Source organism: Saccharopolyspora sp. NPDC045839 (genome assembly GCF_056431645.1).
The window spans coordinates 1-25,372 of record NZ_JBWKKH010000037.1; the positions used below are offsets into that span (position 1 = coordinate 1).

24 protein-coding genes are annotated in these 25,372 nt (G+C 70.6%); 13 read left to right on the plus strand and 11 right to left on the minus strand.

All coding sequences use genetic code 11. The features are described 5' to 3' along the window. Positions 1-297 precede the first annotated feature (297 nt). The gene (locus tag AC07EQ_RS35635; protein ID WP_478392213.1) at positions 298-498 is read left to right on the plus strand and encodes a hypothetical protein; all 201 of its coding nucleotides are present in this window, start codon (positions 298-300) and stop codon (positions 496-498) included. A gap of 8 nt (positions 499-506) precedes the next feature. On the opposite strand, the gene AC07EQ_RS35640 is transcribed toward AC07EQ_RS35635, so the two are convergent. From AC07EQ_RS35640 to AC07EQ_RS35660, 5 genes are all read right to left on the minus strand, one after another. Next, a complete protein-coding gene (locus AC07EQ_RS35640) occupies positions 507-2,096 on the minus strand; it encodes an ABC transporter ATP-binding protein (RefSeq protein WP_478392214.1) in 1,590 nt (529 codons plus the stop codon). Beyond that, positions 2,093-2,956: an ABC transporter permease gene (locus AC07EQ_RS35645; RefSeq protein WP_478392215.1), complete on the minus strand. Its 864-nt coding sequence runs from the start codon at positions 2,954-2,956 to the stop codon at positions 2,093-2,095. The genes AC07EQ_RS35640 and AC07EQ_RS35645 overlap by 4 nt, the downstream gene beginning before the upstream one ends. Then, a complete protein-coding gene (locus AC07EQ_RS35650; protein WP_478392216.1) occupies positions 2,953-3,909 on the minus strand; it encodes an ABC transporter permease in 957 nt (318 codons plus the stop codon). The genes AC07EQ_RS35645 and AC07EQ_RS35650 overlap by 4 nt, the downstream gene beginning before the upstream one ends. A gap of 1 nt (position 3,910) precedes the next feature. Further along, positions 3,911-5,521 carry an ABC transporter substrate-binding protein gene (locus AC07EQ_RS35655; RefSeq protein WP_478392217.1) on the minus strand — a complete coding sequence of 537 codons (1,611 nt, stop codon included), beginning with the start codon at positions 5,519-5,521 and terminating at the stop codon, positions 3,911-3,913. Between the two features lie 158 nt (positions 5,522-5,679). Beyond that, positions 5,680-6,135, minus strand: coding sequence for a histone-like nucleoid-structuring protein Lsr2 (locus tag AC07EQ_RS35660; protein WP_478392218.1), 456 nt, complete (start codon positions 6,133-6,135; stop codon positions 5,680-5,682). A 363-nt stretch (positions 6,136-6,498) separates the two neighbouring features. Here AC07EQ_RS35660 and AC07EQ_RS35665 point away from each other — a divergent pair, with 363 nt between their 5' ends. Next, positions 6,499-6,843: a histone-like nucleoid-structuring protein Lsr2 gene (locus AC07EQ_RS35665; protein WP_478392219.1), complete on the plus strand. Its 345-nt coding sequence runs from the start codon at positions 6,499-6,501 to the stop codon at positions 6,841-6,843. Positions 6,844-6,959: 116 nt separating this feature from the next. Here the strand turns inward: AC07EQ_RS35665 and rbsK are convergent, their stop codons facing one another. After that, entirely contained in the window at positions 6,960-7,859 is a 900-nt protein-coding gene (rbsK, locus tag AC07EQ_RS35670; protein WP_478392220.1) for a ribokinase, read from the minus strand. A 103-nt stretch (positions 7,860-7,962) separates the two neighbouring features. Here rbsK and AC07EQ_RS35675 point away from each other — a divergent pair, with 103 nt between their 5' ends. Then, the gene (locus AC07EQ_RS35675) at positions 7,963-9,030 is read left to right on the plus strand and encodes a hypothetical protein (RefSeq protein WP_478392221.1); all 1,068 of its coding nucleotides are present in this window, start codon (positions 7,963-7,965) and stop codon (positions 9,028-9,030) included. Between the two features lie 352 nt (positions 9,031-9,382). Here the strand turns inward: AC07EQ_RS35675 and AC07EQ_RS35680 are convergent, their stop codons facing one another. The 4 genes from AC07EQ_RS35680 to AC07EQ_RS35695 form a co-directional block, all read right to left on the minus strand. After that, positions 9,383-10,255, minus strand: a complete 873-nt coding sequence (locus AC07EQ_RS35680) for a spermidine synthase (RefSeq protein WP_478392222.1) — start codon at positions 10,253-10,255, stop codon at positions 9,383-9,385. 235 nt (positions 10,256-10,490) lie between these two features. Further along, positions 10,491-10,886 carry an adenosylmethionine decarboxylase gene (gene speD, locus AC07EQ_RS35685; RefSeq protein ID WP_478392223.1) on the minus strand — a complete coding sequence of 132 codons (396 nt, stop codon included), beginning with the start codon at positions 10,884-10,886 and terminating at the stop codon, positions 10,491-10,493. A 320-nt stretch (positions 10,887-11,206) separates the two neighbouring features. Continuing rightward, positions 11,207-12,424: a type III PLP-dependent enzyme gene (locus AC07EQ_RS35690; RefSeq protein ID WP_478392224.1), complete on the minus strand. Its 1,218-nt coding sequence runs from the start codon at positions 12,422-12,424 to the stop codon at positions 11,207-11,209. Positions 12,425-12,773: 349 nt separating this feature from the next. Beyond that, positions 12,774-14,279 (minus strand): PucR family transcriptional regulator, encoded by a 1,506-nt coding sequence (locus AC07EQ_RS35695; RefSeq protein ID WP_478392225.1) that lies wholly within the window; start codon positions 14,277-14,279, stop codon positions 12,774-12,776. Positions 14,280-14,518: 239 nt separating this feature from the next. Here AC07EQ_RS35695 and AC07EQ_RS35700 point away from each other — a divergent pair, with 239 nt between their 5' ends. From AC07EQ_RS35700 to AC07EQ_RS35745, 10 genes are all read left to right on the plus strand, one after another. Further along, positions 14,519-15,388, plus strand: a complete 870-nt coding sequence (locus tag AC07EQ_RS35700) for an FAD binding domain-containing protein (protein WP_478392226.1) — start codon at positions 14,519-14,521, stop codon at positions 15,386-15,388. Continuing rightward, the gene (locus tag AC07EQ_RS35705) at positions 15,379-15,864 is read left to right on the plus strand and encodes a (2Fe-2S)-binding protein (RefSeq protein WP_363812073.1); all 486 of its coding nucleotides are present in this window, start codon (positions 15,379-15,381) and stop codon (positions 15,862-15,864) included. Before AC07EQ_RS35700 ends, AC07EQ_RS35705 begins: the two co-directional genes overlap by 10 nt. A 140-nt stretch (positions 15,865-16,004) precedes the next feature. Beyond that, positions 16,005-17,357, plus strand: a complete 1,353-nt coding sequence (locus AC07EQ_RS35710) for an 8-oxoguanine deaminase (RefSeq protein ID WP_478392284.1) — start codon at positions 16,005-16,007, stop codon at positions 17,355-17,357. Between the two features lie 109 nt (positions 17,358-17,466). Further along, entirely contained in the window at positions 17,467-19,773 is a 2,307-nt protein-coding gene (gene pucD / locus AC07EQ_RS35715; protein ID WP_478392227.1) for a xanthine dehydrogenase subunit D, read from the plus strand. 190 nt (positions 19,774-19,963) lie between these two features. Continuing rightward, entirely contained in the window at positions 19,964-20,452 is a 489-nt protein-coding gene (locus AC07EQ_RS35720) for a nucleoside deaminase (RefSeq protein WP_478392228.1), read from the plus strand. 325 nt (positions 20,453-20,777) lie between these two features. Then, positions 20,778-22,223, plus strand: coding sequence for an NCS2 family permease (locus AC07EQ_RS35725; protein ID WP_478392229.1), 1,446 nt, complete (start codon positions 20,778-20,780; stop codon positions 22,221-22,223). 86 nt (positions 22,224-22,309) lie between these two features. Beyond that, a complete protein-coding gene (locus AC07EQ_RS35730) occupies positions 22,310-22,885 on the plus strand; it encodes a nucleotidyltransferase family protein (RefSeq protein WP_478392230.1) in 576 nt (191 codons plus the stop codon). Positions 22,886-23,006: 121 nt separating this feature from the next. After that, the gene (locus AC07EQ_RS35735; RefSeq protein ID WP_478392231.1) at positions 23,007-23,309 is read left to right on the plus strand and encodes a hypothetical protein; all 303 of its coding nucleotides are present in this window, start codon (positions 23,007-23,009) and stop codon (positions 23,307-23,309) included. Positions 23,310-23,413: 104 nt separating this feature from the next. Beyond that, positions 23,414-24,031, plus strand: coding sequence for a TetR/AcrR family transcriptional regulator (locus AC07EQ_RS35740; protein ID WP_478392232.1), 618 nt, complete (start codon positions 23,414-23,416; stop codon positions 24,029-24,031). Positions 24,032-24,118: 87 nt separating this feature from the next. Then, positions 24,119-24,826 (plus strand): MOSC domain-containing protein, encoded by a 708-nt coding sequence (locus tag AC07EQ_RS35745; protein ID WP_478392233.1) that lies wholly within the window; start codon positions 24,119-24,121, stop codon positions 24,824-24,826. A 250-nt stretch (positions 24,827-25,076) separates the two neighbouring features. Here AC07EQ_RS35745 and AC07EQ_RS35750 read toward each other — a convergent pair whose 3' ends face one another. Next, complete coding sequence (locus AC07EQ_RS35750) at positions 25,077-25,298, minus strand: DUF3618 domain-containing protein (protein WP_478392234.1); 222 nt, start codon at positions 25,296-25,298, stop codon at positions 25,077-25,079. Positions 25,299-25,372 lie beyond the last annotated feature (74 nt).

Genomic DNA, 25,372 nt, shown 5'->3' on the forward strand with positions numbered 1-25,372 from the left:
CGCCCACTCTACCACTCACTCGTGGGAGCTTGGTTCGCGACCCGTGTCAGGCCCGGCCCGGTTTTCCCGGCCCGTGTCGCGCTGACTTGGATAAATTTACACACCCCCGAAACACCCCCTGCAACCACCCCCCCTTAAACATCAAAACACCAGGTCAGAGCCGATCTTGGGGTGCTCGCGCGGGATGGCCGCCGGGACCGCGGTTCGAGTCCACGTTCGTGTGGTCCTGCTTCGTCGCCGCGAATCGCCAGGAAAGCGCCGGTAGCCTCCCAGACGATCGTCTGAACGGGGGTAGCAGTGGACTCCACACCGATCTACACCGAGCTGCGCAAGACGCTTGGGGACCCGGAAGACCGGAACTGGGGTCCCAGCGCCCCGCCCGAGTTCGCCGCCGCCCTGGCTGAGCGGGTCGAGCGGCCGAAGACCGAGACCAAGAAGGCTGCGCGAACCGGGCCCGGTTCGCGCAGCCGGTCACGGCGGCACCGCGCCGAGGACTGACCGCTCCTTCAGGACGCGGCACGGCGCGAGCGCTGGCGGACCGGGTCGGGCACCGGTGCCGCGGCCAGGAGTCGTCGCGTGTATTCGTGCTGCGGGTCGCCGAGCACCTGGGTGCGGTCTCCCTGCTCGACCACCTCGCCCCGGTGCATGACGGCCACCCGGCGGGCGAGCAGATTCACCACCGCCAGGTCGTGGCTGATGAACAGGCAGCTGAAGTTCAGCCTGGCCTGGAGCTCCTGGAACAGCCGGAGCACCGCGTCCTGCACCGACACGTCGAGCGCGCTGGTCGGTTCGTCGGCGATCAGCAGTCGCGGCTCCAGCGCCAGCGCCCGCGCGATGCTGACGCGCTGGCGCTGCCCGCCGGACAGCTCGTGCGGGTAGCGGCCGCGCATCGACGCTCCGAGCTCCACCGCGTCGAGCAGGACGTCGACGCGCTCCGCCAGTTCGCGGCCGCGTGCAGCTCGGTGCAGGCGCAGTGGCTCGGCGATGCTGTCCGCGATGGTCATGCGCGGGTCCAGCGATGAGCCGGGGTCCTGGAAGACGATGCCGATGTTGCGGCGCACCGAGCGCAGTCGTCGTGCCGGCAGCCGGCTGATGTCCTGGCCGTCGAGCACGATCCGGCCCTCCGCCGGGGTCAGCAGGCGGGCCACCGCTTTGCCCACAGTGGACTTCCCGGAGCCGGATTCACCGACCAGCGCGAGGACTTCGCCGCGTTCGACGTGCAGCGACACCCCGTCGACGGCACGCTGGCCGGCGTAGCTCACGACCAGGTCTTCGACCCTGAGCACCGGCTCTGCGGGCTCGGCTTCGGCGCGCTCGCCGATCTCCAGCCTCGGCACGGCCGCCAGGAGCGCCTTGGTGTAGTCGTGCTCGGGCGCGCGGAACAGCTGCTCGACCGGGGCCTGCTCGACCAGGACGCCGCGGTGCATCACCACCACCCGGTCCGCGAGGTCCGCCACGACCCCCATGTCGTGGGTGATCAGCAGGATCGTCATCCCGTGGCGTTCGCGGAGGTCGCGCAACAGGGCCAGGATCTCGGCCTGCACCGTCACGTCCAGCGCGGTGGTCGGTTCGTCGGCGATCAGCACCCTGGGCTCGCAGGCCAGCGCCATCGCGATCACCACCCGCTGCCGCTGCCCTCCGGAGAGCTGGTGCGGGTAGTGCTTCAGCCGTCGGCGCGGCTCCGGGATGCCGACGACGTCGAGCAGTTCAGCCGCGTGCTCGCGCGCCTCACCGGCCGGCACGTCCCGGTGCAGCCGGATCGCCTCGACGAGCTGCCAGCCGATGGTGAAGACCGGGTTGAGCGAGGTCATCGGCTCCTGGAAGACCATCGCGAGCTGCTTGCCCCGGATCCGCCGCAGGTCCGGCCCGCTCAGTTCTGCGCCGTCCAGCTCGATGCGCCCGGTGACCTCGGCGGTCGGCGCGAGCAGCCCGAGCGCGGACATCGCGGTGACGCTCTTGCCCGAGCCGGACTCGCCGACCACCGCGAGGATCTCGCCGGGCGCGATGCCGAAGCTGACGCCGCGGACCGCCTCCGCGACGCCGTCCTCGGTGCGGAAGCGCACCCGCAGGTCGGTGAAGGAAAGCACGTCGCTCATCGCTGCCCCTTCGGGTCGAGGGCGTCGCGCAGACCGTCACCCAGGAGGTTGAAGGCGAGCGTCGCGAGCACGACCGCCAGGCCGGGGAAGACCACCAGCCAGGGCGCCTGCGCGAGGTACGTCTGCGCGGCCGACAGCATCACCCCGAGCGATGCCTCCGGCGGCTGCACGCCCAGCCCCAGGAACGACAGCAGCGCCTCACCGATGATCGCCAGCGGGATGGCGACCGTGACCTGGATCAGCAGCGCGTTCACCGCGTTGGGCAGGATGTGCCGGAACATCGCGGTCGTGCCGCGCGCCCCGGCCGCGACGCAGGCGGCCACGTAGTCCTCGCCGGCCAGCCGCAGGGTCTCCCCGCGCATAACGCGGATCAGGTTCGGCACCTGCGACAGGCCGATCGCGATGGCCGCGTTCACCATCGACGCGCCGAGCACCGCTGCCAGGCCGACGGCCAGCACCAGGAACGGGAACGCCAGCAGGGTGTCGGTGAGGCGCGAGACGACGGTGTCGGCGAAGCCGCGGTAGTAGCCGGCGATCAGGCCGAGCGGCACCGCGACGACCACCGCGAGCAGGACCGACAGCACGCCGACCACGATCGACGCGCGGATGCCGTAGATGACGCGCGCGAGCTGGTCGCGGCCGAGCTCGTCGCTGCCCAGCGGCAGCGCGAGCGACGGCTGCTGGAGGACCTGGTCGAAGTTCACCGCCGCCGGGTCCACCGGCGCGATCACCGGCGCGGCCGCCGCCACCAGCACGAACAGCGCCGACAGCACGAGCCCGACGACGCCGGTGCGGTGCCGTAGCAGGCGGCGCAGAACCCGTCTCGACCCGCTCACCCGCGGCAGATCCGCCTGGGTCATCCGGCACCTCCACGGACTCTGATTCGCGGATCCACCACCGAATACAGCAGGTCGACGAGCAGGTTCACCAGGATGTAGCCGGCCGCGGAGACCAGCACCGCGGCCTGGATCACCGGGTAGTCGCGGGTGAACACGGCATCGACCATCAATTTGCCGAAGCCCGGCAGCACGAAGATCTGCTCGGTGACCACGGCGCCGGAGATCAGCGTGCCGAGCTGCAGGCCGAGGATCGTCAGGACGGTGATCAGGCTGTTGCGCAGGCCGTGGATGCCGACCACGCGCCACTCCCCGGCGCCCTTGGCGCGCGCGGTCCGCACGTAGTCCGAGCTCAACGCGTCCAACATGGACGATCGCATCTGCCGCATCAGCACTGCGGCCAGGCCGCTGCCGAGCACGAACGCGGGCAGGATCAGCCGTTGCAGGTTGCCCAGCGGCGACTCGGTGAACGGGACGTAGCCGGAGGCGGGCAGCACGCCGAGCCAGACCGCGAACACCAGGACGCACATCAGGCCGAGCCAGAAGTTCGGGATGGACAGGCCGAACAGCGACGCACCGTTGCCGAGCCAGTCCACCGCGGTGCCGCGGCGCACCGCGCTGAGCACTCCGGCGGTCAGGCCGATCAGCGCGGCGAACAGCAGGCTCAGCACGGCCAGCTCGAGGGTCACCGGCAGCCTGGTGAGGATGATGTCGCCGATCGGCAGGCCGGTCTGGGCCGATTCGCCGAGATCGCCCTGCAGCACGCGGCCGAACCAGGCCGCGTACTGCACGTGGATCGGCTCGTCGAGCAGGTGGGCGCGGCGGATCTCCGCGATCACCGCGTCATCCGCCTCGATGCCGGCGATCGCGACGGCCGGGTCGCCGGGCAGCGCGCGGAGCCCCGCGAACACCACCAGCGACACCAGCACCAGGGTCACCGCGGACTGCAGGATCCGGTGGAGCGCGTAGCTGCGCATGTCATCCCCCCGACTGGACTCGGCCCGCGGACTTCATCCGGATGATCCCGTCGGGGAAGGTCTCGACGCCGGCGAGCTGCGCGGTGTGCGCGGTGTAGTACTGCGTGCGGTAGAGGTAGACGACGTTGTTGCGCTGGTGCAGGGCGTCGACGATCTGCTCGTACAGGGCCCGGCGCCGGGGTACGTCCTGTTCGCTGCCGGCCTGCTCGATCAGCTCGTCGGTGGCGGGGCTGAAGTCGCCGCTGTAGTTCTGCGAGCCGCCTTCGGTGTGGAAGGCCGCGATGTTGCCGTCCGGGTCGGGCCGGCCGGACCAGCCGACGAAGAAGGTCTGGAAGCGGCCCTGCCGCGCCTCGCTGATCGCCGTCGCCGACTCGGTCGGGCGCAGCACGACGTCGAAGCCCGCCTGGGCGGCCATCGCCTGGATGACCTGGCCCGCCCGGAGCTGGGTCGGGTCGTTGGCCAGCGTCATCTCGAACCGCACCGGTGTCCGCACGCCGGTCTCGGCGATGAGCCGGCGGGCCCGCTCCGGGTCGTGCGGCGGGCATTCCTGGGTCTTCGGGGTGGCGTACTCGCTGCTGTCCGGGATGGGCCCGCAGGCGGCCCGGAACAGTCCGTTGAAGGCGATCTTGTTGAGCGTGCGCCGGTCGATGGCCAGGGACAGGGCTTCCCGCAGCCGGGGGTCGTCGGCGAGCGGGCCGGTCACCTCACCGGTCTCGCCGCCGACGTTGCGCACGTTGACTGTGATGCCGTAGTACTGCAGCGTCGGCTGGTTGAGCAGCACGATTCCGTTGTCCCGCAACAGGATCGGTACTTCGGGAGTGGGCACCTCCCAGATCACGTCGAACTCGCCGGAGCGCAGGTTGGCCATCCGGATGTTGTCGTCGGGGACCGTCCGGTACACCAGCCGGTCCAGGCGGACGCGATCGCGGTCGTAGTAGAACTCGCTGCGGTCCAGCACGATCCGGTCCTGCGCGACGCGTTCGGTGAACCGGAACGGCCCGACGCAGACCGGGTCGTCGGTGAAGTCCGCGCCGCGTTCGTCGAGCTTCGCCGGGGACATGATCATGCCGGCGCGGTCGGCGAGCATGCTGGTCAGCGGCGTGTAGGGCCGGGACAGGGTGAGCCGCACCGTGCTCGGATCCACGACCGCCACCGATTCGACCGCGTTGAGCTCGGTCTTGCGGGCCGAACCCTTGAGCTCGCGATGCCGGTCCAGGCTCTTCTTGACCGCGGGCGCGTCGAACGGGGTGCCGTCGTTGAACAGCACCCCGGTGCGCAGCGGGATCGTGAGTTCCCGGCCGTCGGCGGAGATCTGCGGCAGCGCGGCGGCCAGTTGCGGCACCAGGCGGACGGATTCATCGACGTCGTAGAGCTTCTCGCACATGCTGCTGAAGATCTGGCGGCTGGCCAGCGTCGACGCCAGCGTCGGGTCGAGCTTGTCCGGTTCCTGGTCGAGCGCGATCACCGCCTCGCCGCCGCGCACCGTCGCGGCCTGCACGGAGGAACGCACCTCGGCGGCGGTCTGCTCGACGTCCACCAACGGGGCGCAGCCGGTCGCCGCGATCGCGGTGGCCAGCGCCACCAGCACGCCTCGTCTGCAGCGATCCGCCACGCGCGTCTCCCGTCTGCCACCGGGGTAAACGCGAGCACCGTATTTTGACCGGACCGCGCGTGTCCAGATCCGTGATCATTCCGGCATCTTGCGGAATTCGCTCACGGCATGGCGTCAGGCCGGAATGGGCGCGGTTTCGCCGAACCTGCCCGGCGAGCTCAGTCGACGGCGGAGGAGAACGTCGGCAGCGAAACGGCCGGCACGCGGGCGGCGTCCGACTTCTCCTCGGTCGACGTCGCGTCGAAGAGCGTTTCCTCGACCGGCTCCGACTGCTCGGCGGGCCCCGACTGCTCGGCAGGCTCCGGCTCGGCGGCCTTCTTGCTGAGGTGCTCGCGGGTGCGCTGCGCGGCACCGCGGATCTGCTCCGTCAGCTGCTTGTTGGCCTGCCGGGCCTGTTCCTCTTCACGCTCCTGCTGGCGGGTGCTGCGCACCGGCTCCGGCTTGGGCGCCCGCGCAGCCTTGATGTAGCGATCGAGCACGGCCCGGAGTTGCTTGGAGTGCTTCTCGTTCAGGTCGATTTCGTAGGTCACACCATCCAGTGCGAAGGTGACGGTGTGGTTGGCTGGGGACCCGTCGATGTCATCGACGAGTTCGACCTGAATCCGCTCGGCCATGATCACCTGTCTCGGGAACGTGCCCCGCCTCGATCCGCGACACTTGCAGGTAAGACTACTGCGAGCCCTGACCACGTTGTAGCACGCGGCATCGCTGTTGTCTCGTACTTAACCATAGAACAACGCGGCGACCTGTCGATAACCGCCGGGCGGGTCACGCGCCACCTCACACGCCGGCGAGCGCCCGACCACCAACGGACAGTAACCGTTGCGGGGCAATCCTGGAAAGTAATCCAGCGCACATCGCAGGAAATTCCGGCCGCGGCTGGATCATTCTTACGCCGATCGTTTATTGTTCGCTCGCTCTTCTCCGCACGAGGTTCGCGGAGAAGACGGGGAATCGAGCCGGAATCGAGGGTTACCGTGGCGCAGAAAGTCACCGTTCAGCTCGTCGACGACGTCGACGGCACAGCAGCCGACAGCACCGTCGAGTTCGCCTTGGACGGGGTGAACTACGCAATTGACCTGTCCACCGAAAATGCGGCCAAACTCCGCGACTCGCTGGCGTCTTTCGTGGCCAGCGCCCGGAAGACCGGTGGCCGCAAGCGCGTCGCCGTCAAGCCGGGCAAGCCCTCGGCGACGCCGACCGCGGCCGACCGCGAACGCAACCAGGCCATTCGGGAATGGGCCCGGAATCAGGGCATGCAGGTTTCCGACCGGGGCCGCATTCCGGCGGAGGTCGTCGAGGCGTACGACAACGCTCAGTGAGCACGTGCCACGGGCGGCCGGTTCGAACTCGGGACCAATCCGGCCGCCCGTGAAACTCGTGCAATGACTCCTCGTAACGCGGTCTTGAACGAGCAGTAATTGTCGCGGTGAATCCCTTATGCGGACGCCAAGAAGTCGGTGATTTCCTGACGGGTCGGCATCGAGCTGCTGGCCCCGTTGCGCTGCACCGACACCGCCGCACCGGCGGAGGCCAGCCGCAGTGCCTCGGGCATCTCGGCGCCCTCGCCCAGCGCTGCGCTCAGCACGCCGACGAAGGTGTCGCCCGCGGCCGTGGTGTCCACGGCTTCGACCGGGAAGCTGGGCGCCTCCACGCGCGCTCCGTCGCGGTTGCCGTACAGCGAGCCGCGGCCACCGAGGGTGATCACCACTTCCGGAACCAGCTCCAGCAGCGCGGCGAGCGCGCGGTGCGGGTCGTCGTCGCCCGCCAGGATCGCCGCCTCGTGCTCGTTGGGCACCAGCAGGTCCACATTCGACAGGATTTCCCCGGGCAGCGGCACCGCCGGGGCCGGCGTGAGCACCACGCGCACCCCGTTGCGGCGCCCGGCCGCGGCGGCCGCGGCCACGCCGGGGAGCGGAATCTCCAGCTGCAGCAGCAAACTCCGCGATCCGGCGATCAGTTCCTCGTCGCCGTCGGCGAGCCCGTCGACCGTCCCGTTGGCACCCGGCACCACGACGATCGAGTTGCCGGCCTCGTCGTCCACCACGATGTGCGCCGTGCCACTGCGCCCCGGCACCACGCGGACCCCTTTGACGTCCACAGTGGATTTCTGCAGGGTGTCGCGGATCTGGGCGCCGAATTCGTCCTCGCCGACCGCGCCGATCATGCGCACCGCCGCGCCCGCCTTCGCCGCGGCGATCGCCTGGTTGGCGCCCTTGCCTCCCGGCACCGTGTGGAACTCCCGCCCCAGCACGGTCTCGCCGCGCTTCGGGGCCGTCCCGACGTAGGCCACCAGGTCCATGTTGCAGCTGCCGAATACGGCCACAGTCGTTGTCACGTGGTTCATCATGGCCGATGAGGGGCCCTCGATCGGCTGACGGGTCCTCGCCTGCCGGACGACGTAACATGCCGACCAACCGTCGAGGAGAGGGCGAGAAGCGGTGGACTATGCGGTGACAGCGGAGCTCGCGCCGCCGGCCGAGGTCGTGGAGCTCGACGCGCTGCAGCAGGAGGGGATAGCGGCCGTGCTCGACCGCCACCTCGCGCTGGTCGAGGGGGTCTCCGGTCCGGGGGATGGCGACATCGACGTCCTCGACTACCGCATCACGGTGCACCTGACCGGCGCGAGCGTGGTGCTCGCGCTCGACGCGCCGTCGCTGCTGGCGGCCGAGGAAGCCGCCGCCTCGGTGCTCGACGAGCTGATCGGCGAGTCCGAGGTGCTCACCGGCTGGTCGGTGGCGCACTCGGAGGTGCGGATCACCGAGGACGAGTTCAACCAGCGGCTCGCCGCGGCCTCGGACATCAACGAGGAGTTGGAGGCGGCGGTCGAGGAGGCGCTGGAGACCTCCGCCGAGCCCGCGATGGACGCCGAGCACTGGCGCGTCCGGCTCACCCAGCTGGCTCCGCAGCTGCGGGCGTTCGAGGCGAGCGCGTTCGGCGCCGATCCGGACACCCACGCGCTGGCCGCCGGGGCGCTGATCCACGCGGTGCGGGTGGTCACCGACGAGATCTTCTACGACGAACTGGCCCTGGCGGTGAACAACGCGACGGTGGCCGACGCGGTCGGGCTGCTGGTGCTGGAGGAATTGCCGCCCTGCTACGACCACCGCTACGACGCGTTCTTCGCCCGCGCTTTCGTGCTGTCGTCGGCGGCGGTCGCGGTGCGGCTGACGGAGCCGAGCTGGACGCCGCCGCGCACGGTCGCCGAGGCGCTGGCGTTGCGGCTGGTGGTCAACGAGGCGCGCGTGGTGCTGGAGGCCGCCGAGCTGATGAGCTGGGACGACAGCGAGACGGTGTTCGCCGCCTTCGCCGGGCGGGCCTTCGGCGACACCGACCAGGACGAGCTCTACGAGGTGGACCTGCCGCTGTCGGAAGATGCGGAGCCGGAGGTGGCGGAGCAGGTCTCCAAGGTCGAGGCCGAGCTGCGCGCGCGGGGCGTGGCCTTCGACCAGTGGTTCATCCCCCGCGACGGCAACCCGGGCCGCCACCCCTACTTCGGCTCGCTCTAGGCCGCAATTTCAATGAGGTTCTTCCAACCTCGTTCTGCGTGGCTGTGCGGGTAGCGGAACCTCAGAGGCTCCCTGGACTGCGGATGCCCCTCCTGATGTACGCCCAATACACGCCGGAGGGGCCGTCCTCGCCGGGAGAACCCCGGAGGGGTGGGCACAGCGAACCCGCGGCGGTGCACGTGTCGTAGGTGGGCTATGCGCCTGCGGCGCATGCGACACCCCATCTGGCGTGCAGCTTCGCGACCCGCGGCTGCGGGCCGACCAGGATGAACCGCAATTTCAATGGAAATCGAACCTCTGATTTCCATTGAAATTGCGGGCCGTGGAACCGGAGTTCCGTATTGCGGAAGGTTCAGGTCTGGTTGCGGACCGAGTACGGCGGGACGGTGCAGCCGATGAGGCTGGCCTCGTCGATCGTCTCCGGCCGGTAGGCGGACTTGGAGAACGCCTCCAGCATCACGTTCGTCGGGTCGTCGATCTGCTCGACCCGGCCGAACAGGAACGCCCACTCATGCTCGTCGGAGCCGAAGTAGGCGACGGTGTCGAACATCGACCGGAACCGGTTGTAGGCGCGGATCAGCGTCTCGTTGCGCCACACCGTCGGGCAGCCGGCCTGGAACGCGACCACGCCACCGGCCCCGAGCACCGCCTGGCAGCGCTGGATGAACTCCAGGCCGTACAGCCGGTTGTGCTGGCCGTCGGCGTCGTCGGCCCGCTCGTCGGGCAGGTCGACGACGACGATGTCGTAGCCCTCCGGCGGCGCCTGGTCGAGGAAGCCCCAGCCGTCCGCGTAGTGCAGCTTGATCGGCCCGTCACCCTGCTCGACGCGGGCGAGCTCCTCGGTGCTGTAGCCGTACGGCAGGTGCTCGGCGCAGATGCGCACGCACTGCTCGTCGATGTCGACGTGGTCGACCCGGCCGGCCCCGGCCGCGACCGCCATCTGGCTGGCCACGCCCTCGCTGGAACCGATGATCAGCACCCGCTCGACCTGCGCGGCGAGCAGGAACGCCGGCACCATCATCGCCTCGTGGTAGATCAGCTGGGAGAACTCGGTGCTCTGCCGGTCGTCGTCGCAGAACAGCGAAACGCCCTGGCCGGTGCGACCGATGACCACGTGCTGGTAGTCGGTGTCGCCCTCCCACAGCACCTCGTCGACCCGCCACAGGCGCTGCAGGTCGTCGCCCATCGGCTCCTTGATCCACCGGTGCCCGTCGAGTTCGATCAACGGTGCTCCTCCTTGATTCGGCTTGCCCGGTAAAGCATGTCTTCCAAGCGGCGGAGCCGCTCAGCCCACACACGCACGGTGACCACCCGCGGGTTCTCAGATGTCTTCCCGGGAGGACAGCCCCGACGTGGTGTATTGGACATACATGATGTCGGGGATCCCGGCCCGAGAAGGCGTCCGAGGTTCCGCTACGGGACCACCTGCGCAAAACGCGCTCGTGACCGTCTTGGCAACTTCACGAGACAAGGCCCGCGTAGTCGCGGCCCCGCTGAATGGTCTGGACGTTCTGCGAGGCCGGTTTCAGCGCCTCGGCGAGCAGTTCGACCGCGCGCTCCGGCTGGGCCGTGTGCCCGCAGGTGAAGACATCGATGAAGATCGAGCCGTCCTCCGGGTACGTGTGCAGCGAAGCGTGGGACTCCGACAGCAACGCCAACACGGTGACACCCTGCGGCTCGAACCGCTTGGCGATCATCTGGCACACGGTGGCGTGCGACTGGCTCAGCGCGTCGTGCAGGGTCTCGCGCAGGAACTGCTCGTCGTCGAGCAGATCCGGATCAACGCCCTCCAGCTCGGCAAGGACATGCTGGCCGGTGAACAACCCAACCGGCGGTGTCCCGGTGTCAACGGACATCTATCGACCTCCCATCATTTCGCAGATTCCAGCGCTCGGAAGTTGAGCGGGTCGGCTTGCATGGCGGTGCAGGTGGCGGAACCTCAGGTGTCTTCTCGCTGTGGGATCCCCGACACACGTATGACCAATACGACGCGTCGGGGCTGTCCTCGCGAGAAGACCCCTGAGAACCCGCGGCGGCGCAAGTTGCGGACGTGGCCGAAAGCGGCTCGCGCCGCTTGCCTGACGGCAGGCTCGCGTTGAGCGCACTGGCTCTCCCATCCCGCACGATCTCCCAGTCGGCACTGTTCGGTGTCGGCTTCTCGAAGTTGCCGAGGCGATCACGGCTGTTCGTCGCCGTCGACGCAATACGTGGGCAGCGGGGTGAATCCGTTGAAACCCACCGATGAATAGCTCGCGGTGTACGCGCCCGCGCTGAGCAGATCGACCCAGTCTCCGCCGCGCAGCGTTCGCGGCAGCTCGTACCGGGTGCGCTGGTAGAGGACGTCGTCGCCGTCGCAGGTCGGCCCGGCGAGCACCACCGGGCCGCGCGGGTCGCCGTCGCGGGAGGTGCGCAGCCGGTAGGCGATGGCCTCGCCTTCCGTTTCGGCGAGCCCGTTGTAGCGGCCGATGTCCAGGTAGACCCAGCTGCGGTCGCCGTCGACGGCGTCGCTGACGAGCACGACCTCGCTGCGCAGCACGCCCGCGTCGCCGACGATGAAGCGGCCCGGCTCGATGAGCAGTTCCGGCCGCTGGGCGCCGAAGTTGCGGTCCAGCGACTCCTCGATGCGGCGCACGTAGTCGGCCAGCGGCGGGGCGGATTCGGTGTAGCCGGCGGGCAATCCGCCGCCGAGGTTCACCATCCGCAGCCGCACGCCGTGCTCGGCGCAGTCCTCGAACACCTGCCGGGCGGCGCTGATCCCGTGCTCCCACGCGGCGGGTTCCAGCTGCTGCGATCCAATGTGGAACGACACGCCGTAGGCGTCCAGGCCGAGTTCCCGCGCGCGCCGCAGCAGCTGCGCGGCGGTCTCCGGCGAGCAGCCGAACTTGCGGCCGAACGGGGTGCGGGATCCCTTGTTGTCCACCAGGACCCGGCAGAACACCCGCGAACCCGGCGCGACCTCGGCGATGTTGGCCAGGTCGGCGGCGCTGTCGGTGACGAACAGGCGGACGCCCTGCTCGTAGGCGCGGGCGACATCGCGGCGCTTCTTGATGGTGTTGCCGTAGGAGATGGACTCCGGGGCCGCGCCCTTGGCGAGGCACAGGTCGATCTCGCCGGGGCTGGCGACGTCGAAGGAGGCCCCCAGGCCGACCAGTTCACCGACCACTTCGGGGGTGGGATTGGCCTTGACCGCGTAGCAGATCCGGGCGTCCGGCAGGGCGGTTCGCAACTGCCGGTAGCGGTCGCGCACCTGCGCCAGATCCATGACCAGGCAGGGGGTTTCGGGGCGTTGCCGGTCGAGGAACTGCAGAATCGGGTCCGGCGCGGCGGATTCGGTCTGCTGCGCGGTGCCGCTCGGGCGGTCCGTCACACCGGTGGTGGCGGACAGATCGGTCAATCCCGGTACCTCCGTCTCGGCTGGTGGGGTTGGGTTTTCCCCGGGGTCCGACCCGCTGGGGCGCGCGCCCTCGGAGCTCGACTGCGACCAAGCACAGTACCCCGCTCACGCACAGATTTCGAACCGCGCCCACCCCTTCCCCTGGACAGCGGAACCGAGTGTGAGCACTCCCACGGGACCGCGCCGATGTCGTCGCTTTGCGTGGTCGGAGACCGACTTCCCGTGATCGCGTCGCAGGTAGATGTTTTGCCTGGTCAGGACCCGTGAGCACGTTGGGTCGCCATAGCAACCCAAAACACTCGCGGGAGCTCACCTGGCGAAACGTCCGTCCAGGGCGGAACCTGCGGCGCTACTCGGCGGGCTCGCGGTCGAGTTCGAGGGCGAGGTAGAAGTCCACTCGGGACGGGAAGTCGGCGAGGTCCCGCCCGGTGATCTCCTCGATCCGCTGGATCCGGTAGCGCAGCGTGTTCACGTGCACGTGGAGTCGCTTGGCGCAGCGCGACCACGATCCCGAGCAGTCGAGGAAGGTCCGCAGCGTGCGCACCAGGTCGGAGTTGTGCGCCGAGTCATATGCGATCAGATCCGCGAGCAACCGCTGGCGGTAGGAGCGGCGCAGTTCGTCGGGCGCCGACGCCAGCAGCACCTCGTGCGACGCGAGTTCCGCCGCCGCGACGACCTCGGCGCGCCCTCGGCGCCGCTGCGCGAGCCGCCGCGCGTAACCCGCCTCCTCCAGCGCTCCGCGCAGGGCCGTCGCCGGGCTGACGTCGCTGACGCCGACCGCCAGCCGCCGCCTGCCCAGGCCGGGCTCCGTCTCGGCGGCGATGCGGCGCAGCAGCACGTCCAGCTCCGCCAGGTGGGCTTCGTCGTCGACGAACAACGCCGTCGCGCCGTCTCCCAGCGGCGCCGTGACCGACGCCATGCCCGTCGCCGCGGCGATCTCGCGCAGCAGCGTCGTCGACTCGGCCGGGTCGCCGACGCTGAGCGCGACCGCCCGCAGCGGCTCGTCGGTCGGCAGTCCCGCCGTCTCCAGCCGCGCCGCGACCTCGGCCTGCGTGGAGGTGCCGTCGAGCAGCCGCCGCAGGGCAGCCTCCACCGAGCGGCCCGCGATCCGGCGGGCCTCGTCCACCCGCGCGCGCAGCAGCGCCACGACCGTGCTCAGGTCGGTGGCGATGGCTTCCTTCTCCTCGTCCCAGTCGGCGACGTCGCCGCGCGCCAGCACGAACCAGCCGGCGGCGGGCGGCTCGATGCCGGACTCCACCGGCCACAGCACGTGCGCGTCGCCCGGCCGCACGGTGCGCGGGAGGCGGCCGGTCGCGAACTCGCGCAGCGCCGCGCAGCGGGTTTCCTCCGGCAGGTCGGCGGTGCCGCCGACGATCCAGCCGGCCGCGGACAGCACCCAGCAGTCGGTGCCGAGCTCGTCGGCCGCCATCCGCAGCACCTGGTCGAGGTCGGCGCCGCCGGCGACCGCGGAGACCAGCTCGCGGCGCGGCGCGGAGCGGCGCTGGATGCGGTCGGCGAGCGTGTTGAAGCTGACCGTCAGCGGCACCTCGAAGGCGGGCAGGCCGTGTCGTCGGCACGCTTCGACCAGGTCCGGCGGGGCGTGGCCGAGGCGCGCGGTGCCCGCGGCGAGGCCCGCCACCCCGGCGTCGACCAGCGCGGCGACGAACGCCTCCGAATCGGCGGGCTCGTTGCGCCACATCAGGCCGCTGAGCACCAGCTCGCCGCCGTGCAGGTAGCGCCGGGGATCCAGCAGGTCGGTGATGTAGACGCCGCGGACCGGGCGGGCCATCTCCTCCGCGCCGTTGAGCAGCACCAGTCCGAGTTCCGGATCGGCGAGAAGGTCGTTCAGCTGCACCTGCGCACCTCGGATCCCGCTGCCGGCGCGAGGCAGCCACCTGTTCCCGGTGCGGAGCTCCGCGATGTTCCGGCGGGCCGGCCCGAACGGCGCATCGCAGCTCCGCGCGTTTGGAGAAACATACAACTCCCGTCCGCACACCGAAAGGCTTTTTCGGGCCTTCCACCGCTAGTCACCGACTGCTCCCCGGCTGTGTACTGACTCACACCTTTTCACCGGCCGTGACAAGGAGTACAACCGTGGAATTCCTCCGCCCCGCCTCATGGCGGGAGGCGCTCGAAGCCAAGGCCGCGCATCCGGATGCGACGCCGATCGCCGGCGGCACCGACGTGATGGTCGAGATCAACTTCGATCACCGCCGCCCCAGCATGCTGCTCGACCTCACCGGTGTCCCGGAGCTGACCGGCTGGTCCGAGGCGGACGGCGAGCTGCGCATCGGCGCGGGCCTGCCCTACGCCAACCTGATCAACGAGCTCGGCGACCGGGTGCCGGGCCTGGCCATCGCCAGCCGCACCGTCGGCTCGCCGCAGATCCGCAACCGCGGCACCCTCGGCGGCAACCTCGGCTCCGCCTCCCCCGCCGGCGACGGCCACCCGCCGCTGCTGGCCTCCGACGCGCGGATCGAGGTCGAGTCCGTGCGCGGCAAGCGGCTGATCCCGGCGACGGAGTTCTTCACCGGCGTCAAGCGCAATGCGCTGGCCGAGGACGAGCTGATCGCCGCCGTGCACATCGCCCCGGCGACCGGCGCGCAGCAGTTCTCCAAGGTCGGCACCCGCAACGCGATGGTCATCGCGGTGTGCACCTTCGCGATCGCGCTGCACCCCGACCGCAAGCAGGTCGGCACCGGGATCGGTTCGGCCGCCCCGACGCCGCTGCGCGCGCTCGCGGCCGAGGAGTTCCTGAGCGCCGAGCTCGACTGGGAGCAGCGGCGGCCGTTGGAGGAGTCGGTGGCCCGCCGGTTCGGCGAGCTGGTCGCGCAGGCCGCGTCGCCGATCGACGACGTGCGCGGCACCGCCGACTACCGCCGCCACGCGCTGGCCGTGATGGCCCGCCGGACCCTGTCCTGGGTCTGGGACGACCACTGTTCCGGGAGGCAGGAATGCGCCTGAAGTTCACCGTCAACGGACAACCGCACGAGGCCGACGGCGTGTGGGAAGGCGAGAGCCTGCTGTACGTGCTGCGCGAGCGGCTGGGCCTGCCGGGCTCGAAGAACGCTTGCGAGCAGGGCGAATGCGGTTCCTGCACGGTCTACCTGGACGGTGTGCCGGCCTGTTCGTGCCTGATCGCGGCCGGGCAGGCCGAGGGCCGCGAGGTGCGCACCGTGGAAGGCCTCGCCGACGGCGAGAAGCTGGACGAGGTGCAGGAGGCGTTCGTCGAGGCCGGTGCCGTGCAGTGCGGTTTCTGCACGCCGGGCCTGCTGGTGCAGACGCACGACCTGCTGAACCGGAAGCCGGACCCGTCCGACGCGGAGATCCGCGAGTCGCTGGCCGGGAACCTGTGCCGCTGCACCGGCTACGAGAAGATCATGGACGCCGTCCGGCTCGCCGCCAAGAAGAAGACGACATCGGGCAAGGCTCACTCATGAGCAGCAACCCTGCGTCAACCCCACCCCCTCCCAACCGCACCTCAGGGGACCGTGACGCAACCCAGCCACAAGAAACCGCCGAACGCGAGATCAATCCCGAACGCGACCACCGCTGTGAATCGCGGAGAGGCGGGACTGTCATCATCGAGGGCGGCGCCGTGGTCACCGTCGACGACTCGGGCACCGAGTTCGCCGAGGGTCACGTCGTCGTCGAGGGTGACCGCATCGTCGCGGTCGGCCCCGGTTCCGCGCCGGCCCAGCAGGGCCCGGTGCGGCGCATCGATGCGTCCGGCTGCCTGGTCACTCCCGGCCTGATCAACACCCACCACCATCTGTACCAGTGGGCCACCCGCGGCTACGCGGCGGACGCGACGCTGTTCGGCTGGTTGACCGAGCTGTACCCGGTCTGGGCGGGCATCGACGAGGAGATCACGCACGCCGCTGCGTCGGCGGGCCTGGCCCGGATGGCCCTGTCCGGCTGCACCACCGCCGCCGACCACCACTACGTCTTCCCGCGCGGCGGCGGCGACGTGTTCGGTGCCGTGGTCGCCGCGGCCGAGCGGATCGGCGTGCGGCTGCACGCGGTGCGCGGCTCGATGGACCGGGGCCGCTCGCACGGCGGCCTGCCGCCGGACTCGGTCGTCGAGGACCTCGACGCCGCGCTGGCCGGCACCCAGGACGCGATCGACCGGTTCCACGACCCGAACCCGGGCGCGCAGGTGCGCGTCGCGGTCGGGCCGTGCTCGCCGTTCTCGGTCAGCACCGACCTGATGCGCCAGGCCGCGGAGTTGGCGCGCCGCAACGGGGTCCGGCTGCACACCCACCTCGCCGAGACCACCGACGAGGAAGAGCAGTGCCGGGCCGAGTACGGCCGCACGCCGGTCGAGTACGCCGACGACCTGGGCTGGCTCGGGCCGGACGTGTGGCTGGCGCACACGATCCACCTGTCCGAGAAGGGCATCGCCCGGCTCGGCGAGACCGGCACCGGCGCGGCGCACTGCCCCACCTCCAACGGCCGGCTCGGCGCCGGGATCGCGCCGGTGCGGCCGCTGCTGGACGCCGGTGCCCCCGTCGGACTGGGGGTCGACGGGGTCGCCTCCAACGAGGCCGGTGGCCTCGGCGAGGAGATGCACCAGGCCCTGCTGACCGCCCGCGCCCGCTACGGGCCGGAGGCGCTGTCGGTCCGCGACGCGCTGCGGCTCGCCACCCGCGGCGGCGCGCGGTGCCTCGGCCGCGACGACGAGCTGGGTTCGCTGGAGCACGGCAAGCTCGCCGACATCGCGGTCTGGCGGCTCGGCGGCCTCGACCACGCGGGAATCGCCGACCCGGTGGCCGCCCTGGTGCTCGGTCGTCTGCCGAAGCTGGAGCGGCTGCTGCGCGGCGGCAGCGTCGTGGTCGACGACGGCCGGCTGATGCCGGTGTCGGAGACCGAACTCGCCCACGAACTCGACCGGGCGAGCGCCCGGATCCGCACCCGGGAGGTGTCCGCATGAGAAGTGGCGGTTCCGCAATTTCCATTGAAATCGAAGGTTCGATTTCAATGGAAATTGCGGCAGGAGGCCCGAACCGGGTTCGGAAACAGGCATCTACGGAGGTGTCCGCATGAGCAGCAGCCATGCGCCTGCTCGCAGTCCTCAGGAGCTCAACGACGCCATCGGCGGCGGCATCGGCGAATCTCCGCTGCGCCCGGACGGCGCCATCAAGGTGCGCGGCGAGTTCGCCTACTCCTCGGACCTGTGGGCCGAGGACATGCTGTGGGGCGCGACGCTGCGCAGCCCGCACCCGCACGCCCGGATCCGGTCGATCGACATCGGGCAGGCGATGGCGATGGCCGGCGTGCAGACCGTGCTCACCGCCGAGGACGTGCCCGGCGACAACTGCTTCGGCCTGAAGTACGCCGACCAGCCGGTGCTGGCCTCCGACGTGGTGCGCTACAAGGGCGAAGCGGTCGCGCTGGTCGCGGCCGACCACCCGGAGACGGCGCGGCGCGCGCTGGAGAAGATCGTCGTCGACTACGAGGTGCTGGAGCCGGTGCTCGACGCCGAGCGCGTCGCGCACGACGACACGCTGCCGAAGCTGCACCCGGACGGCAACGTGGTGCGGCACCAGAAGATCGTCAAGGGCGACCCGAACGCGACGGCCGACGTCGTGGTCTCCGGCGTGTACACCGTCGGGATGCAGGACCAGGCGTTCCTGGGGCCCGAGTCCGGGCTGGCCATCCCGGCCGAGGACGGCGGCGTCGACCTGTACCTGGCGACCCAGGACCTGCACTCCGACCTCCGGCAGACCGCGCGGGCGCTCGGGCTGCCGCCGGAGAAGGTGCGGATGACCATGTCCGGCGTCGGCGGCGCGTTCGGCGGCCGCGAGGACCTGTCCATCCAGGTGCACGTGTGCATGCTGGCGCTGCATCTGGGCAAACCGGTCAAGATGGTCTACAACCGCGAGGAGTCGTTCTACGGCCACGTGCACCGGCACCCGGCCAAGATGTACTACGAGCACGGCGCGACCCGCGACGGCAAGCTCGTGTACGTCAAGGCGCGGCAGTACTTCGACGGCGGCGCGTACGCCTCGAAGACGCCGGTCGTGGTCGGCAACGGCACCACGCTCGGCGCCGGGCCGTACAAGGTGCCGAACGTCGACATCGAGGGCTGGGGGCTCTACACCAACAACCCGCCGTGCGGCGCGATGCGCGGACTCGGCGCGGTGCAGCCGACTTTCGCGTACGAGTCCCAAATGGACAAACTCGCCGACGCGCTGGGCATGGACCCGGTCGACGTGCGCATCGCCAACGCCATCGAGCAGGGCGACTCGATCCCGACCGGTCAGGTGCTGGACTTCCCGGCGCCGGTGGCCGAGCTGCTGGCGCGGGTGCGTGACCTGCCGATGCCCGGCGAGCGCACCGGGCCGGTGGACATCCGGGACATGCCCGGCGGGGCGTCCAACACCACGCACGGCGAAGGCGTGGTGCGCGGCGTCGGCTACGGCGTGACGATCAAGAACATCTGCTACGCCGAAGGCGCCGACGACTTCTCGACCGCGCGGGTGCGGTTGCAGGCCCTCGGCGGTGAGCCGGCGGCCATGGTGCACACCGCCGCGGCCGAGGTCGGGCAGGGCCTGGTGACGGTGCAGCAGCAGATCGCGCGGTCGGAGCTCGGCGTCGAGCGGGTGACCATCCACCCGAACGACACCAGCGTCGGCCCGGCCGGCTCCAGCTCCGCCTCGCGGCAGACGCTGGTCACCGGCAGTGCCGTCAAGGCGGCCTGCGACGCGGTGCGGGAGGCGCTGTTCGCCCGGGTCGCCGAGCGCTACGACGTCGAACCGGCGCTGCTGTCCCTGCAGGGCGGCAAGGTCGTGTCCGAGGCCCACGGCGTGCTGGCCGACCTCGTGGAGGTGCTCGGCGACGACGTCATCGAGGAAACCCGCGAGTACCACCACCGGGAGACCTTCCCGATGGACGAGAACGGCCGCAGCGACCGGGTGCACGTGCAGCACGCGTTCTCCGCGCACCGCGCGGTGGTCGACGTGGACCTGGATCTCGGCCTGGTCAAGGTCGTGCAGCTGGCCTGCTCCCAGGACGTCGGCAAGGCGATCAACCCGGACGCGGTGATCGGCCAGATCCAGGGCGGCACCGCGCAGGGCATGGGGCTGGCCGTGATGGAGGAGATCAAGGTCGTGGACGGGCACATCCGCAACCCCTCCTTCACCGACTACCTGATCCCCACGATCCTCGACACGCCGCCGATGGAGATCGACGTGATCGAACGCGCCGACCCCAACGCGGTCTACGGACAGCGCGGGGTGGGCGAGCCGCCGACGATCTCCACCACGCCCGCCGTGGTGGCCGCCATCCGCGCCGCCACCGGCAAGGAACTCCCGCACACCCCGGTGGCCCCCGAGCACATCGTGTGACCAGACCAGCTGGGGCGGCGGTGCCGGGCCGCCGCCCCAGCTACCCAAAACAGAATCACCGGAAGACCCGGCGAGCAGTTCACAGTGATTCGCGTGGCGGTGCGGGTGGCGGAACCCGCGGCGGTGCAAGCCGAGTCCCGCACCGCAAGCGGCTCCCGCCGCGCACTGAAAAGATCATAGGAGGAAAGCAATGTCCGTGGACGTAGCAACGGGCGCCGAGCAGGACTGGATGGCGCAGGCCATCGACCTCGCCAAGACCAATGTGGACAGTGGCGGCGGCCCCTTCGGCGCGTTGATCGTCCGGGACGGCGAGATCATCGCGACGGGCACCAACAAGGTGACCGTCGACCTCGACCCGACCGCGCACGCCGAGGTGACCGCGATCCGCAACGCCTGCCGGGCGCTGGGCACCTTCAAGCTGGCCGGCTGCGTGCTGGTGACCTCGTGCGAACCGTGCCCGATGTGCCTGGCCTCGGCGCTGTGGGCGCGGGTCGACCGGGTGCTGTTCGCCGCCGACCGGGACGACGCCGCCGACGCGGGCTTCGACGACCGCGCCTTCTACGACGCGTTCGAGGATCCCGAGACGAAGTGCCCGACGCCCGTCGTCCGGGTGGAGATGGCCGACCGCAACGCCGCCTTCGACGCCTGGCGCGGCAAGACCGACCGCGTCGACTACTGAACCGCGAGCCGATCCAGCAATTCCCCAGCCAGCAAGAAGATTCCGACAACGACGTCCTGAGCAGAGGCATCGGTAGCGACGACCGGGTCGCCCGAAGCCTGCGGACGGGCCACACCGACAGTTCCCCGCTGTTGCGCCGGAGCTGGGTCCGCCCGCCGTCCCGATGAACCGAACCGGGACAGCGAAAACCAATCGATCAAATGCCCCGCACCGATTTCGGCGAATTCCCGCCGGGCCCTCCCCTGCCCGGAAAACGCCGGAAATAAGTCCGGGCGGCACCGAATCCGGGTGCCGCGCGGGGGCGCCCACCGGCATGGGAGGACTCATGACCCAGCAAGTGCAACCGGAAAGATCCGCCGACACCGGCGCCTCCGGATTAGATCGCTTCTTCCGCATCACCGCCCGCGGCTCCACCCTCTCCCGCGAACTGCGCGGCGGCCTGACCACGTTCGTCGCGATGGCCTACATCGTGATGCTCAACCCGCTGATCCTCGGCTCGTCCGCGGACGCGACCGGCGCCGTGCTGACCCCTGAGCAGCTGACGACGGCCACCGCGGCCACCGCCGGCGTGATGACCATCGTGATGGGCCTGGTCGGCAACGCGCCGCTGGCCCTGGCCGCCGGTCTTGGCGTCAACGCCGTCGTCGCCTTCACCATCGCGCCCGCCATGACCTGGGCGCAGGCCTTCGGGCTGGTGGTGCTCGAAGGCATCGTGATCGTCGTCCTGGCCGTCAGCGGCATCCGGGAGAAGATCATCAACGCCATCCCGGCCGCGCTGAAGACCGCGCTCACCGTCGGCATCGGCCTCTACATCGCGCTGATCGGCCTGGTCAGCGCGGGATTCGTGACCCGGAAGCCGGACGCGGCCAACACCACGGTGCCGGTCCAGATGGGTCAGGGCACCGAGGGGCACCTGATCGGCGTGCCGATCGCGATCTTCTGCGTGAGCCTGCTGATCATGCTGGTGCTGCTGGCGCGGCGGGTGCCCGGCGCGATCCTCATCGGCATCGCGGTGAGCACGGTGCTGGCGATCGCGGCGAACGCGTTGTTCGCCATCGACCCGAAGCAGTGGGGCACGATCGTGCCCGAGCTGCCCGACCACGTCGTCGGCAGCCCCGACTTCAGCCTGTTCGGCGACGTCGACCTGTTCGGCGGGTTCGCCGCGGCCGGCGGCATCGCGGCCACCGTCTTCCTGTTCACCCTCGTGCTGTCCGGGTTCTTCGACGCGATGGGCACCATCACCAGCGTCTCCTCCGAGGCCGGGCTGGTGAAGGACGGCAAGGTCGAGGGCATGGGCCGGATCCTGGCCGTGGACGGCGTCGCCGCCGCGGCGGGCGGGCTCACCGGCTCGTCGCCGAACACGGTGTTCCTGGAGTCGGCCACCGGCGTCGCCGAAGGCGCCCGCACCGGCCTGTCCAGCGTGGTCACCGGCCTGCTGTTCTGCGCGGCGCTGCTGTTCACGCCGCTGGCGGCGGTGGTGCCGGCGCAGGCCGCCGCGCCCGCGCTGGTGATCGTCGGGGCGCTGATGATGGCCCAGGTCCGGCACATCCCCTGGGACGACCCGGACTACGTGATCCCGGCGTTCCTGACCATCGCGGTGATCCCGTTCACCTACATGATCACCAACGGCATCGGCGCGGGCCTGGTCGCGTTCGCGGTCATCAAGATCGCCCGCGGCAAGGTGCGCGAGATCGGCTGGCTCGTCGGCGTCCTGGCGATCGTCTTCGCCTTCTACTTCGGCGTAGAGGGCATCGAGGCCCTGGTCGAGTAGCTGCCACTCGACCAGGAATCAGGTGGAGGGCGCCTTTCCCCGAAAGGCGCCCTCCACCGCCGTCTCCGGATGGGTACGGTGCGTGCGTGGGAGTCGCGGGAGTCGTGTTGGCCGCCGGTGCCGGACGTCGCTTCGGGATGCCGAAGGCGCTGGTGGAGTACCACGGATCACTGCTGGTCGACCGGGCCGTGCGAGTGCTCGCCGCGGGCGGCTGCGCGCCCGTCGTGGTCGTCCTCGGCGCCGCCGCGGACGAGGTCCGCGAACGGGCCGAGCTGACCGGCGCGACGGCCGTGGTCAACCCGGACTGGGCCACCGGCATGGGCTCGTCGCTGCGCACCGCGCTCGACGCGCTCGCCCCGACCGATGCCGACGCCGCCCTCGTGCTGCCGGTCGACATGCCCGGCATCAGCCCGGAAGCCGTGCGGCGCGTCGCCGCGCTCGCGGGCCGCAGCGCACTGGCCGCCGCCGCGCACGACGGCGCGCGCACCCACCCCGTGCTGTTCGGCCGCGACCACTGGGCCGGGGCCCGCGCGGCCGCCACCGGCGACGCCGGCGCCCGCGGCTACCTCAAGGGCCGCGAGGTCGCGCTGGTGGCCTGCGACGACGTGTCGGCGGGCTTCGACATCGACCGTCCTGAAGACCTCGCCCAGGGCAACCCGTAAAGTCGACGGCCACGCGCGACCGGCCTGCCAGCGGCTGCCCAGCGCCGACAGCGATCGACGCAGCCCTCGCCGGTCCGCGACGTCACACGAACGCCCGAGCGCGCCGGAGGCGGAGGCATTCATGGCAAGCGGACACATCACGGCCGACTACATCCCGGACGGCCACGACTGGCTGGTCACGGTCACGACCGGCGCCGATCGCCGGACGGCCCGGGCGCCGGGCCTGATCGCGGCGCGCGACCAGGCCGACCAGTTCATCGAGCAGCTCGCGCCCGGCAAGGCGGGTCGCGTCGTGATCCACCTGCTCGACGGCGACGGCTTCGCCTTCACCAGCGCATACCTGCAGGCCAGGCACGGCCTGTCCGACGCGGCGACCCGCAGCGCCGTGGCCGCCGCGACGGGCCGCGCGCGCGGCGCCCGGTGACCGCGCGGAACGTCCCGATTGCGTGCACAGTGGACGAAAGCGGCGCGGACCTTAGGATGTCCGGTGTGAGAGCGGCGAGCAGTGCACGCGAGGAGGAACCAGCGTTGGCCAGCGTCGAAACGAACCGGCCGGCCAGCGGCCGGGGGCGCCCGCGCGATGCCACTCGCGACGCGGCGCTGCGCCAAGCCGCGATGGAGGTGCTGGCCGACGTCGGGTACCGGGCGTTGACCATGGACGCCGTCGCCGCCCACGCGCGGGCGGGCAAGGCCACCATCTACCGTCGCTGGGACTCCAAGCTCGACCTGGTCATCGACACCTGCACCCAGCTGGTGCGCCGCAGCATCCCGGAACCCGACCGGGGCACCATCGAGGCCGACCTCGGCGAGTTCCTCCGCAGCTTCGCGTCGTTCCTGACCGGCCCGGTCGGCAAGGCGGCGCAGGCGCTGGTCGGCGAGCTCCCGCACGAGCCCGAACTGGCCGCGGCGTTCCGCGAGTCCTTCCTGCTGCCGCAGCGCGACATGCTGCGCCGCATCATCGAGCGCGGCGTGCAGCGCGGCGAGATCCGCGCCGACTCGCCGATCGACACGGTCGTCGAACTCGCCGGAGCCAGCCTGATCTACCGCCTGATGCTCACCGACGAGCCGCTCGACACCGGTTTCGTCGACCGGCTGCTGCACGAGGCGCTGCTGCCGCTGCTCCACAGCGCCGCGCCCCGGCGATGATCCCCGGTTCGCACGAGTCGGAGCATCAGGGCCACGCGCTAGGGTGAGGCCACGCGGTGAATGGAGGTCTGCGTGGCGCGGGGATCGGTGACGGAGCTCAATCGCTGGCCGGTGAAATCGCTGCGCGGTGAGCGCGTCGAAGCGGCCCGGTTCGACGACCGCGGCATGGCAGGCGACCGCGCCTACGCGCTGCTCGACGAGCGCGCCAAGCGTTCGGGCAAGGTGCTGACGGTCCGGCAGAACGCGGTCATGCTGAGCTGGTCGGCGAGCTACGGCGACACCGTCGACCCGACCGAACCGCCGACCCTGCACGGCCCGGACGGCGCGGACTGGTCCTGGACGGACCCGAAGCTCGCCGACGCCCTCGCCGGATCGCTGGACATCCCGCTCAGCCTGCGCGCCGCGGACGGGCAGCAGGACCGCGGGCCGACCGTGCTCGTGACCTTCGAAGCCTCCCGGGTGGGGCTCTCCGACGAACTGGGCGCCGACGTCGATCTCCGCCGGTTCCGCACGAACATCCACGTGACCACCGATCTACCGGCCTTCGCCGAGGAAGCCTGGGAGCACGGCACCGTGCTCACCGTGGGCGACGTGGAACTGGCGGTGACCGGGGATCACTCCGGGCCGTGCATCCGCTGCGCGGTCCCCAGCTGGGACGCCGACGGCCGCGAGCGCTGGCGTGAACTGCAGACCCACCTCATCGACCGCCACGACAACAAGTTCGGCGTGATCATGCGCGTCACCAAACCCGGCGAAGTCCGGGTCGGCGACGCGGTGCAGCAGCAAGAGCCGTGAGCGTTTTGGGTCGCAAACCTTGTTTTCAGGCTCGTTCTGCGTGCGGGTAGCGGCCCCCTGCGGGAATTACAGGGGCCTTCTCGCTGTGGGATCCCCGACTCATGAATGCCAATTCACCACGTCGGGGCTGTCCTCGCGAGAAGACCCCTGAGAACCCGCGGCGGTGCAAGCGGCGAGGGTGGGCCAAGCGGCTTCGCCGCTTCAGACCCCGCCCTACCGCACACCGCCTCAATCCAAGAGACCCACGGCCTCAGCGGAACAGCTTGCGCACCACCGCAACGGTGACGAGAGCACCGACGCCGATCAGCACGTAGCGCACCCTCGGATCGCTGAGCTTCTCCTGCAGGCTGGACTTGCCGTACTCGACGAAGCGCTTCGGGTGCGCCTTGACGCTCAGTTGGTCCAGCGTGCTGGCCAGCGCTTCACGCGCCTGCTCGATGTCGCGTTCGATGGCGTCTGGATCACGGGCCACGTGTCCTCCTCACGTTCACCTGGCTGCTGACACCGTAGAGCACCGCCGAACCGGCCACGCACCAGCGGTTCGCG

Excerpts from the sequence above, each read along its gene's own strand:
- AC07EQ_RS35705 (WP_363812073.1), top strand. The coding sequence starts at position 15,379 with ATGCGCCTGAAGTTCACCGTCAACGGACAACCGCACGAGGCCGACGGC.
- AC07EQ_RS35660 (WP_478392218.1), bottom strand. The coding sequence starts at position 6,135 with ATGGCCGAGCGGATTCAGGTCGAACTCGTCGATGACATCGACGGGTCC.
- AC07EQ_RS35735 (WP_478392231.1), top strand. The coding sequence starts at position 23,007 with ATGGCAAGCGGACACATCACGGCCGACTACATCCCGGACGGCCACGAC.
- pucD (WP_478392227.1), top strand. The coding sequence starts at position 17,467 with ATGAGCAGCAGCCATGCGCCTGCTCGCAGTCCTCAGGAGCTCAACGAC.
- AC07EQ_RS35725 (WP_478392229.1), top strand. The coding sequence starts at position 20,778 with ATGACCCAGCAAGTGCAACCGGAAAGATCCGCCGACACCGGCGCCTCC.
- AC07EQ_RS35720 (WP_478392228.1), top strand. The coding sequence starts at position 19,964 with ATGTCCGTGGACGTAGCAACGGGCGCCGAGCAGGACTGGATGGCGCAG.
- AC07EQ_RS35645 (WP_478392215.1), bottom strand. The coding sequence starts at position 2,956 with ATGACCCAGGCGGATCTGCCGCGGGTGAGCGGGTCGAGACGGGTTCTG.
- speD (WP_478392223.1), bottom strand. The coding sequence starts at position 10,886 with ATGTCCGTTGACACCGGGACACCGCCGGTTGGGTTGTTCACCGGCCAG.
- AC07EQ_RS35650 (WP_478392216.1), bottom strand. The coding sequence starts at position 3,909 with ATGCGCAGCTACGCGCTCCACCGGATCCTGCAGTCCGCGGTGACCCTG.
- AC07EQ_RS35640 (WP_478392214.1), bottom strand. The coding sequence starts at position 2,096 with ATGAGCGACGTGCTTTCCTTCACCGACCTGCGGGTGCGCTTCCGCACC.